The sequence below is a fragment of the Paenibacillus sp. FSL H7-0716 genome (assembly GCF_038002705.1).
Taxonomy (GTDB): Bacteria; Bacillota; Bacilli; order Paenibacillales; family Paenibacillaceae; genus Paenibacillus_AQ; species Paenibacillus_AQ odorifer.
Genome location: NZ_JBBODA010000016.1, coordinates 21,730 through 34,721, shown reverse-complemented (window position 1 = coordinate 34,721; position 12,992 = coordinate 21,730). Strand labels below are relative to the sequence as shown.

The window sequence follows — 12,992 nt, the reverse complement described above, 5'->3', positions numbered from 1 at the left end:
AATAATAAACGAATGAGCAGGAAATTAAGATACGCAATTTTAAAAAATAAAAATTCTCACGCCTAACGTATCCTATCCCCATGCTAATCCGTTTACAGGGTAGATTTCAAAACTCTAAAATAGATGGAGGTCGAATACGGATGGCGTACGTTCCTTATGTAGTCGAACAAACGAATCAAGGTGAAAGATCTTACGATATTTATTCGCGGCTGTTGAAGGACCGGATAGTGTTCGTAGGTGCGGAAATTGAGGATCAGCTGGCTAACAGTATTGTTGCCCAGTTATTGTTTTTATCAGCAGAAGATCCGGATAAAGATATACACATGTATATTAATTGTCCAGGTGGCTCTATCACCGCAGGCTTCAGTATTTATGACACGATGCAGCTTATTAAGCCGCCGGTGAATACCATTTGTACAGGAATGGCGGCTTCTTTTGGTTCTTTGTTGTTATTGGCTGGGGCCAAAGGGAAACGTTATGCCCTGCCGAATAGCGAGATTATGATTCATCAGCCGCATGGTGGGGCGCAGGGGCAGGCTAGTGACATTGCGATCAGTGCCAAACGTATTTTGAAGGCAAAGGAAGTGCTTGTGCAAATTACAGCGGACCGAACTGGGCAGACGGTAGAGAAGGTACTTCAAGATATGGATCGAGATTATTTCATGTCAGCCGATGAGGCGGTGGAATACGGAATTATCGATAAGGTCATCACAAATCTCTAAGACGAAGGAGTGAAGAAGGCTATGCTGGAGGTTTTGCAGGGAAAAGAGGTAACAATCTATTTTGTGGATGGCTCCAACGCTACAAAAGGAGTGCTGGAAACGGTAAGTGAAAATTTCGTCAAATATCGGACGGATTTTGAAGAGTTTTATATTCCAATCAGCTCGATCTGTTCCATCTCTCTAGATACCAAAACGCGTGAACGAGCCAAAGTAGGATTCACACAATAACATCAACAACATCATCTGTATAAAAAAGGGTTAGGAGCTCCACATCTCCTAACCCGTACTTTCCCGAATAGCCAAATAATGAGCCACATTTGCATGATGCGGCACAACGGTCTCCCCTTTAATCAGCTTGATTAAGGTTCGGGTGGCGGTCATCCCAATCTCCGTTCCAGAGTATTCAACCGAGGAAAGCTTAGGTCGAACGATAGAGGCAATGAAGCTGTTATCAAATCCGAACACGGCGACATCAGCTGGCACCCGTAGACCGTTATCGGTTAAATGATTCATGGCTCCAACTGCCATCCAATCTGTAGAGCAAAACACCGCAGTAGGTAACTCCCCGCTATCCATAATTCGGCGCATGGCGTCGCTCCCATCTTCGACGGCCATCGCACTTTCTACTACCCATTCTTTCCTTAAGGTTATGCCTGCATCCATAAGGGCTTGTAGATAGCCTTTATACCGATCCCCACCCACCGCATTATCTCCCGAGCCGCGAATCATAGCGATTTTGCGATGACCTTTTTGAATCAGATAAGTAACAGCTTCATAAGAGGCAGTTATATTGTCCAGATGAACGGAAGGAATCGTATCCACCTGCGATTGTTGCCCGACAAGCACGCAAGGTGTATTTGAGCTGCGGATGATCTCCAGATGTTCATGGTTTGGAATAGAACCCACAAATATATTTCCTTCTGTCCCCATCCGCTGGAACATCTTCAAATAATGTTGTTCACTTTCTGCACTGCCGTCCGTTAATCCGACCATAATGTCGTATCCATACAAATCCGCGAGATCGCGAATACCAACATTGAAGTCATCCAGTACAGTGTTGCTATTCTGCGGAATGATCACACCGATCAACTGTGTATTAGCTTTGTCCGTTTCAAGGCTGATGACATTCGGACGGTAGTTGGTTTGTTTAATAGCTTCCAGTACGCGTTTACGGACATCATCGTTTACTGGTTTGCTGTTATTGATTACCCTGGACACCGTAGAGATCGAAACGTTCGCCATTTGGGCTATATCTTTTATCTTTACCTTCAAGAAGATCACCATAACTTTCCATATGATTCACTTGGTGTTTCAACTCTCGCAAGCATATCACGGATAGCTTCAAGAATCCAAAAGATTGTTGTTGACCTAGGAAATAAAAGGTCCTATAATGATCGCTGTAGGAAAATTATTTCCTTGAAAAAAGCTTGTTTTGAACGATAAAGTTGAATTTTTGCTAAAAATAATAACTGAATTATTAATTCTAATGAATTTCGGGAAAATATTTTCCCGTGAAGGGTATATGAATACGAAGGAGCTGGATGCATTGAACAGAACATGGTGGAAAGAAGCCACGGCGTATCAAATTTACCCACGGAGCTTTATGGACAGCAATGGTGATGGTGTAGGCGATCTGCAGGGAGTTATTTCTAAACTTGATTATTTGCAGGAGCTTGGCATCAATGTCATTTGGATCTGTCCTATTTATAAATCCCCAAATGATGATAATGGTTACGATATTTCGGATTATCAGGATATTATGGCGGAGTTCGGCAGCATGGCCGACTTTGATCAGCTGCTGCATGAGGTTCATGCGCGAGGCATGAAGCTGATTCTGGATCTAGTGATTAATCATACTTCGGACGAACATCCATGGTTTGTTGAAGCACGTTCAAGCATGGATAATCCGAAGCGGGATTATTATATTTGGAGTGATCCTAAGGACGGGAAGGAGCCGAATAACTGGGAGAGTATTTTTAGCGGTTCGATTTGGGAGCTTGATCCTGCCACAGAGCAATATTTTATGCATGTATTTTCCAAAAGACAGCCAGACCTCAACTGGGAGAATCCTGAGGTGCGCCGTGAATTGTATAGCATGGTCAACTGGTGGCTGGACAAAGGAATCGACGGCTTCCGGGTGGATGCCATTTCACATATTAAAAAAATCACCGGACATCCCGATCTGCCGAATCCACAGAATCTTCCGTATGTTCCGTCTGGCGATGGGCACATGAACCGTGAAGGGATTCACGATTTCTTGCAGGAGCTCAAGCAGGAGACGTTTGACCGATATGACATCATGACGGTTGGCGAAGCGAGTGGTGTAAATGTTGATCAGGCGGAGTCGTGGGTGGGTGAAGAGCAAGGCAAATTTAATATGATTTTTCAATTCGAGCATTTAGCTCTTTGGAATAAGAGTGTGACAGGTGGATTGGATGTTTTGCAGCTAAAATCAGCTCTCTCCCGTTGGCAAAAAGGTCTTGAGGGCAGAGGCTGGAACGCATTGTTCATCGAAAATCACGACCAGCCGCGTTCAGTTTCTACTTGGGGAAATGATGGCCAGTATTGGAAAGAGTCAGCTAAATCGTTGGCTACGATGTATTTCCTGATGCAGGGAACACCATTTATTTATCAAGGTCAAGAAATTGGGATGACCAATGTAAGATTTGAATCAATGGATGATTACGATGATGTGGCGATGAAGAACTTGTACCGTTTGGAGACTGAAGCCGGTAAAACACATGAGGAAGTCATGGAGGTAATCTGGAAGAACGGCCGGGACAACTCTAGAACACCAATGCAATGGAGCGACTCTGAAAACGCTGGTTTCAGCAGCGGCAAGCCATGGATGAAGGTGAATCCGAATTATACGGAAATCAATGTGGAGCGGGCGAAGCAGGACCCTTATTCCATCTATCATCATTACAAAAAGCTTATCGCTCTTCGGGCTGCTAATTCCGTTACTGTTTACGGGACTTATGATCTCATTTTGCCTGAAGATGAACGTATTTATGCTTATACTCGGACGCTTGGAAATGAAAAACTGCTGGTCATGTCTAACCTGACAGCAGAGGAAGCACTGTTTGACCTTCCATTTGATTTGGAGTTTGATACTAGTGAATTGCTCTTGCATAACTATGAGGTTGATCCTGCGGAGCCGATTGAGACTGTCGCATTACGGCCTTACGAGTCCCGTGTGTATATGCTGGTTAACGCACCTGTAGAGCAAGAGGGTAGCAGTGAACTTGTACCTGCACAAGAGTTAAGTGAAGCTTCTTTTCCAGAAACCGTTTAATATATTTATTGTAATTCAAAGCGTTCGGTTATCCGGGCGCTTTTTTTTGTTGCGGTAGTGTAGGACTCTTGCACAAAATGAATGCGCTTACCTAGGCAAGTCGTATAAAAATATTATTTTTTCTATTATTTTTGTTTCCAAAATTAATAGAATACTATATTATGTTATGAATACAGATTCATATAAGTGTATATTCATTCAATTCGGGGTGAAAGTAGACAAAATTATAGGAGGTAAAAAATGTCCAAGAGAATACTATCTTTATTACTAGCTTTTACACTTATGATGTCGGGTCTGCTTCCAGCTGCATATGCAGGTGAAGTTGCAACCGAAATTAACCCGCAGGCGGTTGTTGCTCCGGTTTCTACGGAGAACACAGCTGATCCAGCGGTGCTTTCTTCAGAACAAACTACGGTAGCGACTGCTGTCTATGAACAAATAGCGGCGACAGTTTCCACAGAAGTATACAAAGCTTCTATGACGGAAGCTAGAACATTAGAATTGACTTTAGATCTTCCTGATGGGGCATCGCCTCAAGATATCATCTGGAATTTTGGCAGAACGGCGGAAGAGATGAAGCCGCTGGCAGAGTGGAAGAAATGGAATAAAGATGCGAAAGATTATTCAGGTAATCCTTTCGTAACAGTGACCTATGAGCCGATCTCAGGTTCAAAAGTAAAAGCTTTAATTCATTTTGATTTGCTGTACGGAGAGAATCTCTCACTAACGGGTATACGTGCAGAGTACGTTAAACGAGTGGGAATTTATAATCTAATCGGGACATTACCTGCTGGAGATGTGCTGGTAGAGCAGCAAGTCAAACTAAATCCATATGAAACCTATCATACATATGATGAGATTAAACCCGCGATCGATAGGATTACTGCTGAAAGCAATAATAAATATGATCGATATGTAGAGTATCAGCAAATTGGGACCTCAACTCAAGGTCGTGCCATTCATTTCTCTATTGTTGCTAAGGATAAGTCCTCAGTAGATCAATATTTGAACGAGACCTTACCGCTTATGATGAATGATCCTGAAGCCCTGCAAAAGAAAATTAACGACGGGGATCTGCAGGATTATAAGGTACCTATCTGGTTGAATAACATTCATGCCGATGAAGCCAATGGTGTCGATGTAATCATTAAGTTTTTGGATACGCTGATGACACAGCAAATTGTCACCTATGATACCACTGATGAGAATGGAAATCCGAAAAAGGTTGTTCTGAACATCGACGAAGCGCTTGACCATGTGATTTTCCTGCTTGATTATGTAGAGAATCCTGACGGTCGCGCGTTAAACACGCGTCAAACTTCAACACTGCTTGATCCAAATCGGGACAACTCTTACCAGACGCAACCTGAGACACAAGCGGTAACTGCACAAATTGCTAAGTGGACGCCGCTTACCTTTTTGGACATGCATGGATTTGTAAGTGGCTTCTTGATTGAGCCTTGCACACCACCTCATGATCCTAACATTGAATATGATCTTGTAATGCCAAGTATGCTTGAGCAAGCAAATGCCATGGGTAAGGCGGGAATTGCTAATACTAAATATGATTCCTACCATATCCCTTATGAAGAATACGAAAAAACACAACAGGATCCGAACTATAAAGGAACGAATGCAACAGGTTGGGATGATGCTTCACCAGCCTACACAGCTGTATATGCCATGCATCAAGGAGCACTTGGGCATACCATTGAAGTGCCTGAATTGAATGAAGATTCACTGGATGCCTTTTATTATGCGGCTTTGGGGGCAACCGATTATGTGATCAACAACAAGCAGGAACTGTTCCTGAATCAATTGGAAATCTTCAAACGGGGTATCCAAAATGAGAATACTAATGCTGCTGTTAAAGATTATCTAATCAATGCACAAAATGAGTCTATTGGACGTCCAGGGGTAGAGGAAAATACGAATTTCTTCCCTGAGTATTACATTCTTCCGGTTGCAAAAGATTTGCAAAAAAATGATCTGGAAACCTACAAAATGGTTCAGTACCTATTACGTAACAATGTGAAGGTAGAACGGACAACAACCAGTGTAACTGTAGATTCCGTAGTCTATCCGGCTGGAACCTATGTGGTGAATATGCATCAAGCCAAAAGAGGTTATGCGAATCTTGTCTTGTATGATGGACTAGATGTCTCGGATTTTAATGAGATGTATTCAGATACGGTACAGAATTTCTCGGCTATGCGTGGTTTTGACCGATATATTAGCCGTTCTGTAGGAGCATTCACTGGGAAGACAGAACAGGTTAGCAGTGTAACGATCCCTAGTACGAATCTGGATCAATCTCCGTTCGAGCAAAATTATGTCATTAAAAACAGCAACAATGATGCCATAAAAGCTGTGAATGAGCTGCTAGCCAATCATAAGGCAGTAACATTGCTGGAGAATGGGGGGACGGGTTACGAGAAGGGAAGCTTCCTTGTTTCCAGATCCAACCTTAGAACAGTATCGTCTAAATATCTGCTGGATATTGTTCCGTTTAGTGCTTCAGAGAACAGAACGGGTAAATTGCTTAAGGCTCCTAAGGTAGCTATTGCAGGAGCGACTGCATTTATGCTGAAGGATCTTGGATTTAACGTAACTACGGATACAGTGGCAGCAGATGTTCTAATCAATTCGGGAACGAATCTGATTGCTGCAGGTAAACCATTTATCGGTTATGGAAGAACGATGCTGAAAACTGTTAAAGGGCTTAAGGTCCTCCCTGGGCTGGACTATTCAACTCCGGTCAATAAGGATGGCAAAGAAGATGCTCATGAGGGATTGTTTAAGGCTGAGGTCTCTCAGGACAATGTAATTACAGCGCCTTATGCCGATAGCGAATACCTCTACACGGTTTCCGCGGCTTATATTACGAAAGTGCCTGAAGGCGCAGAGATCTTGGCGAAATACGGATCAGGAGCTGACTTTTTCAAAGCAGGCTGGTGGCCGAATAACGAGGCTGCACAAGACCAAATATTGGCGCTTACTTACAATACAGACAACATTCATGTGACGTTATTTGCGAATGATCTGATGAATAAATATCATCCGCAAAATCAATTCAGATTGCTTGCCAATTCAATCTATGCTGCTGCTCCAGCGGCGACCGAAGAGGATGGTATGGATAACGGGGTGAATGAACAAGAGCCAACAACACCTTCGACACCGTGGCAGCCATCTGTAACATCAACACCTGCACCGACCGTGCAGCCGTCTGCAACACCAACGCCAGCTCCAACTGTGCAGCCGTCTGCAACACCAAACCCAATAGGTTCAAACTTCACGGATCTAGGTAAGGTGGCGTGGGCAGCATCGGCGATTAAAGAGCTGGCGGCAAAAGGGATTCTGCAAGGGGTGAGCGACAATACCTTTGCTCCGCTTAAAGAGGTGACGCGTGCCGAGTTTATTACCATGATCGTGCGAGCTTTTAATCTGCTTGATGTGAAATCATCCGCTGCCTTCAGTGACGTGAAAGCTTCTGACTGGTCTTACGGATACATTGCATCCGGGGTCAAGAACGGATTGATTAACGGTGTAGGCAACGGAAAGTTTGATCCTAACCGTGCAATTACACGCGAGGAAATGGCAATCATTGTATCCAACGCACTTAAGAAATTTAAAGGCAAGTCGGTAAGTGATACAAATGCCGCTTTGGTTAACTTTAAAGATCAGGCAACAATCGCTGCTTACGGTAAAGAAGCGGTGGCATTACTAACACAGGAAGGTATTGTGCAAGGTCTGACTGCGGATACCTTCGGTCCTAAAAATATTGCCAACCGTGCTCAAGCAGCAGTGATTATCGATAGGATGTTGAAGCTTAATTAAGGTTTAGGTTCTTATAAAAAAATGCAAAAATGCCCCTCAGCTATTTGGCTGAGGGGCATTCTTTTATAGTTACTTTGCATCATCCGTAGAGGGTAAATCCGGCAGTTGTTGAATGTAGCTGTTTGACATATTTAGAAGCCGCTGAACGGCGTCAAATTGTTCTTTTGTCGAACCGCCCTCTGTTTCTGAGCCATCGATTAGATTAAAGTTGTCTCCATCGTCGTAATCGACACCAGTTAAATACATGCTTGTGTCATTAATGAAAGAGCCGGTAGGCAAAAAGTGTCTGACAGGCAGCATATTGGTCTGTTGGTTCATCAGGTCTTCTCCAAAGTGGAGCTGGTCTTTCATTGAAATCCCTAACAGGTTAGCTACAGTTGGCATAATATCGATCTGACCACCAGTTTGGCTGTACACGGCAGGTTCACCTACACCAGGGGCATGAACGATGAAAGGAACATTGAACATATCGGTATAACCATATTCGTGGCCGACCATTTCTTCCATTAACGATTTCTCGTTGCCATCAAGGGAATATAGCGATACACCCTGATGGTCACCGTAAAAGACAATGACGCTATCATCCCATAGACCACTGGACTTTAATTGATCCAGGAATTGTCCCATTGCATAATCTGCGTAATTTTGAGCTAGAATATAGTTGCCAACTAGGGTACCTTCATACCGTTTAGGCAGTGTCATTTTATTTTTTAACTCTGGCATTTTATAAGGGTGATGAGCACTCATAGAAATGACCATCGCGTAAAAAGGATCATCTTTAGCATCCATTTTGACTAATTCAGGAACAGTCTTGGCATAGAGTACCTCATCTGAAGCACCGAATGCGATATGATCGTCATCCCCATAGAACGCTTGATCATAATACTTATCAAAGTCTAGTACTTTGTATAGGGTTTTGCGGTTCCAGAATTCTACGCTATTGGTGTGAAAGGTTGCTGTGTTATATCCATTAGCTTTCATCAACTTAGGCAGGCTCGGAAGCGCCTTATCCATATAATTGGATGAAGTGGCTACCTCGTGGTGGGGAACGTACAACGAAGTATTCACTACAAATTCAGCATCCGAAGTTGTTCCTTGCCCGGCATTAGTATAGAAGTTATTGAAATAATGTTCGCTTTTCAAAAGCTTATTTAGATTGGGTGTTACTTCCTGCCCGTCAATGCTCAGGTTCAGCAAAAAGTTCTGAAAAGATTCCATTTGTACCACGATTAGATTTTTACCTTGAGCTGCCGCCCAGTACTTCGGTGAGACAGGCTCTGTAATCCCTTTGGTCTTGTTAATGGATTGTTGCGTGATTTCTTTGTTGTCGATTATTTCTTCTGTTTCCCTTGTATCGGCAAAAATAGTATAAACCTCGTAATTAAGAATCCCCATACTCTCCGCTTTTTTGTTCTCGTTCATACTGGCATGATTTGGCCAAACATTAAAGACACAGACCGCCAAAGAAACACTGATGATTCCAAACAAAGCAGTCCGGTTCATGCGGCGGTTCATACCTCTTTCTTTCCAGATCGCAATATATTTCGGACGGAACATAAAAAACATGAAAACTACAATATCCACAAAAATGAACAAGTAGTAAGGGTCCAGCAATGAGTATGTGCTTTCTCCCACCTTAGTTACTTTATCTGCTTGTTCCAAGGCATGATAAGTAGCAATTACACCGTAATATTTGTAATACATTAGCACGGCAAAATATATGACTGAAATCAATAGATTGGCTATCATGTAATACAGAAATTTTCGTTTGGAAGCCATCCATTCTATGAGTCCAAATACGATAAAGAAAAATGGGATCTCTGTCAGCAGCATGCTCCAGTTAGGACCGTCGCTAAAAACTACGAACCAGGCCACTGCGCATTTTAGCAGCAGGACGAAGCTAAAGACTAGGAAGGGTTTGTTTTTTATATCAAAATCTTTTTTCACTCGTTATCATCCTCTCTGATGCAATTACACCAAGGTCCTGCATATACCTGTATTTCATGGAAATCCGTTGCAATATGCCGAAGCTTATTATGCTCTTGAAGTTAACAAGTGTCAAAAGGTGGACGAGAGCCCTAGAGCGAAGCAACAGGCGATTTATGCCGCATAAGCAGGTAAAATCAACGCCAAACCCAAACTACAGGGTCCTATGCGTATAAAATGATTTTAATAATTTCCAGTATCCCGCAACTTTGTATAATATTCCTCAGTCTAAATATAGAGGAGTGATTAGAGAGGCGGGAATCAGATGACTAAGCGGCAGTTTTTAACGATGGTAACGATTTGTTTTTTTGTACTCTTAAACTCTGGTTGTAATCAAGGGGAGAACTCCATAGGTGTGGAACCTACTGCCTCTATAGCTTCAACGTCTGTACCACAGGTAACGCCAACATCTGCTCAAGTAACTATGATTCCCGAAGACTTTTTGCAAACACTGGATTATAAAGTTCAGAGCCATCCGGAGGCATTTGCAGTTGAGGTACCGCGGAACTGGGAAGATAAGCTAGGGGAGTATCCAGCGGGACTTTACTGGCAATTAGCGAATGAGTTCTCTAAAGATGCAGGATTGGATTTGACACTGCTGAAGGGGACCACGGTAGAGGTACAGCGGTATTCTTTAGTCGAAGGTTTACCAGGTTCTGGCGAACAAAAAGAATTTTCTTATCCCTCGAATCTTGTTTTGCTTGTGCAATCAGGGAATACCGTTGGTGCGTGGCTGGAATTTAATATTCAAAGTATCGGCCCGTCTATTAAGAAGCGTAGCTTGACCGACATTACAGGACTTACATTTGAGGAGTGGACGGAGAGAGAAGGTTTGTTTGCTGAGGAAGGTGAGAATGGTGACTTAGCCTCATTAGACCATTTCGAGCTGCTGGATGCTTTTTTTCAGGCTATTCAGGACGGTAAACATACCCGTGCCCGCGCATGTTTGAATCCTAATGCCTTACTCACTGCATTGACGGTTAACCGTCAAGCGCATCAACTCTATAACCCGGGTTTTGGTGGTGAAAATGCGCTCAGTGAAAGTATTGTTGAGGCTAAGCCTACCTCTTATAAAGTGATGGATTATGATACTGGCTCAGAAATTAAAGACATCGGCGATCGCACAACGTTAAATATTGTGGTCGATCTGTATATGAAATCACTAAATCCTGTCTTTAATACCCCAGATGGTCGGGAAACTCGCTTTGCAGTGTTGACCAAACACGCTAACGGCTGGAAGATTGGAGGTTTTGGGACGGGACCGTGAGTTGTTGCGTTATCTATTTTTTTAATAAAAAGGAGTGATCTCAAGTGTTTAAACAAAGCTTGATGTCAAAAGTGCAGGTAAGTCGGATTTGTAGAGTTGTTGTTGGGACTGTTCTTTGCCTGACTATGGTCTCACCTTTAGTGGCAGCAGCAGATAATGTGAATTCAATTGAAGAAAAGAAATTATTGTCTGGCATCACCCAACTGGACGCTGGTGACAGAAGTGCGTATGCCGTCACTGCGGATGGAACAGCCTGGGCGTGGGGTGGTGGGTATGGCTCTATTGGTAATGGGGCGACCACACCAGCGTATACTCCTGTCAAAATGCATATCGATCATGTAAAGCAAATCTCAGGTGGTTATCGCCATAACTTGATGTTGAAGGACGATGGAACAGTGTGGGCGGTAGGGGGGAACGAGCATGGACAACTTGGCATTGGAACACAGTCCTCTAAGATTCTTGTAGAGCCTGTTCAAGTGCAAGGGCTAGCAGATGTGAAAGCTGTTTCTGCGGGGGGCACCTTTAGCTTAGCTCTTCTTAAAGATGGAACGGTCTGGGCGTGGGGAGGCAATGAACAAGGAGAACTCGGTGACGATTCGCGGAAAAACAAGCTAGCCCCGGTGCAGGTGAAGGGACTACCCTCCGTCCTGTCTATAGCAGCGGGATCGAATAATTCAGTGGCTCTTGGTAACGGCGGAGAGGTATGGGTGTGGGGATCACAGCAACCGCTGGGAACTCAGAAGGGCGTAATCTTAAAGCCTACGCTTATTAAAGGAAGCGGAGAATATAGAGCGGTTGATATGGATGGAGCCTATGGACTTTATGGGGCGGCATTGAGATGGGATGGTACAGTATGGATTTGGAATAATTACATAGATCCATATCTGGGAGAAGCTCTAAAGCCTGTTCAGGTTCCAGGACTTACAGACGTCATTTCGCTGACAACAGATTCCGCAGTGAAGGCGGATGGGACCGTGTGGCAGTGGACGGTTGGCGATAAGAACAAGATTAATGTTACACAGTCTAAGGGTATTCAGAATGCAGTTTCCATTTCTAAAGGGAGCAGAAATCATTATGTACTCTTAAAAGATGGTCATGTCCTTGCCTGGGGAGCAAATGAATTTGGACAGACGGGTCTGGGGGTCAGAGAGATCGAGGTGAGTACGCCTCAGCTCGTGAAGAAATCTATTCAAGTATTGTTGAATGGGAATGAAATGGAACTGACGATGCCGCCGTTACTAATTAATAATTCGACATATGTTCCTTTAAGAGGAGTCTTCGAGCAGATGGGAGTTAATGTTCGTTGGGATGTTCCATCGAGAGCTGTGGTTGCTGTGAAAGGATCTACAACTCTGATCTTGAATTCGGTAACTGGACAAACGACTGTTAATGGAAAGGTAATAGAGACAGATCAAAAACCGGTCTTCATTAATGATAGCGTTTATGTCCCCCTCAGATTGATAAGCGAAATGTTGGGGGCGCAGGTAGAATGGGATGCAGATGCTTATGCCGTTCGAATAAATTCCAATAAATAAGTTGACTATTTATTAGAAGCTTTAGGCTGAACTCTCCTTCAGGGAAGCTCAGCTTTTTTTGCGTGGAAGGCAGTACGCGATTTTGAAGAATGTAAGCGGGAATCTTTTCGAGGATTATTTATACGGATGATGATGAATATTGGAAAAATGGGACAACTTATAATTATCCCAATGAACGTTCAATTAGGGTCGCGAAACGGTTGGGCATAGCAACAACGATTACTATTGGAACAAAAACGGGTAAGAGTATATATTACGGCCTTTTGTATTTGCTGCAGTACTGTTAATTGGAATGGTGGAAACCGAACGTTTTTAGGCGGAGTTGAAAGGGTGGTGAGTTTTTTCATTGA

General features: G+C 43.3%; 8 protein-coding genes. 6 read left to right on the top strand and 2 right to left on the bottom strand.

What is annotated here, in order from left to right; all coding sequences use genetic code 11:
• Positions 1–140 precede the first annotated feature (140 nt).
• Positions 141–722 carry an ATP-dependent Clp endopeptidase proteolytic subunit ClpP gene (gene clpP, locus MHH60_RS19610; RefSeq protein WP_076134015.1) on the top strand — a complete coding sequence of 194 codons (582 nt, stop codon included), beginning with the start codon at positions 141–143 and terminating at the stop codon, positions 720–722.
• 21 nt (positions 723–743) lie between these two features.
• Complete coding sequence (locus tag MHH60_RS19605) at positions 744–950, top strand: hypothetical protein (RefSeq protein ID WP_036679303.1); 207 nt, start codon at positions 744–746, stop codon at positions 948–950.
• Between the two features lie 48 nt (positions 951–998).
• Here the strand turns inward: MHH60_RS19605 and MHH60_RS19600 are convergent, their stop codons facing one another.
• Complete coding sequence (locus tag MHH60_RS19600) at positions 999–2,006, bottom strand: LacI family DNA-binding transcriptional regulator (RefSeq protein WP_076134016.1); 1,008 nt, start codon at positions 2,004–2,006, stop codon at positions 999–1,001.
• A gap of 262 nt (positions 2,007–2,268) precedes the next feature.
• Here MHH60_RS19600 and MHH60_RS19595 point away from each other — a divergent pair, with 262 nt between their 5' ends.
• Both MHH60_RS19595 and MHH60_RS19590 read left to right on the top strand, forming a co-directional pair.
• On the top strand, positions 2,269–4,017 hold the full coding sequence (locus MHH60_RS19595; protein ID WP_081388898.1) for a glycoside hydrolase family 13 protein: 1,749 nt from the start codon (positions 2,269–2,271) through the stop codon (positions 4,015–4,017).
• A gap of 240 nt (positions 4,018–4,257) precedes the next feature.
• The gene (locus MHH60_RS19590; protein WP_076134017.1) at positions 4,258–7,854 is read left to right on the top strand and encodes an S-layer homology domain-containing protein; all 3,597 of its coding nucleotides are present in this window, start codon (positions 4,258–4,260) and stop codon (positions 7,852–7,854) included.
• Between the two features lie 69 nt (positions 7,855–7,923).
• Here the strand turns inward: MHH60_RS19590 and MHH60_RS19585 are convergent, their stop codons facing one another.
• A complete protein-coding gene (locus MHH60_RS19585; RefSeq protein ID WP_076134018.1) occupies positions 7,924–9,801 on the bottom strand; it encodes an LTA synthase family protein in 1,878 nt (625 codons plus the stop codon).
• A gap of 304 nt (positions 9,802–10,105) precedes the next feature.
• Between MHH60_RS19585 and MHH60_RS19580 the strand changes: the two genes are divergently transcribed.
• Both MHH60_RS19580 and MHH60_RS19575 read left to right on the top strand, forming a co-directional pair.
• The gene (locus tag MHH60_RS19580) at positions 10,106–11,107 is read left to right on the top strand and encodes a DUF4830 domain-containing protein (protein ID WP_076134019.1); all 1,002 of its coding nucleotides are present in this window, start codon (positions 10,106–10,108) and stop codon (positions 11,105–11,107) included.
• Positions 11,108–11,151: 44 nt separating this feature from the next.
• Positions 11,152–12,642: a stalk domain-containing protein gene (locus tag MHH60_RS19575; protein WP_076134020.1), complete on the top strand. Its 1,491-nt coding sequence runs from the start codon at positions 11,152–11,154 to the stop codon at positions 12,640–12,642.
• Positions 12,643–12,992 lie beyond the last annotated feature (350 nt).

Bases quoted from the DNA above. Each gene is read 5' to 3' on its own strand.
- clpP (WP_076134015.1), top strand. From the start codon at position 141: ATGGCGTACGTTCCTTATGTAGTCGAACAAACGAATCAAGGTGAAAGA.
- MHH60_RS19580 (WP_076134019.1), top strand. From the start codon at position 10,106: ATGACTAAGCGGCAGTTTTTAACGATGGTAACGATTTGTTTTTTTGTA.
- MHH60_RS19600 (WP_076134016.1), bottom strand. From the start codon at position 2,006: ATGGTGATCTTCTTGAAGGTAAAGATAAAAGATATAGCCCAAATGGCG.
- MHH60_RS19605 (WP_036679303.1), top strand. From the start codon at position 744: ATGCTGGAGGTTTTGCAGGGAAAAGAGGTAACAATCTATTTTGTGGAT.
- MHH60_RS19590 (WP_076134017.1), top strand. From the start codon at position 4,258: ATGTCCAAGAGAATACTATCTTTATTACTAGCTTTTACACTTATGATG.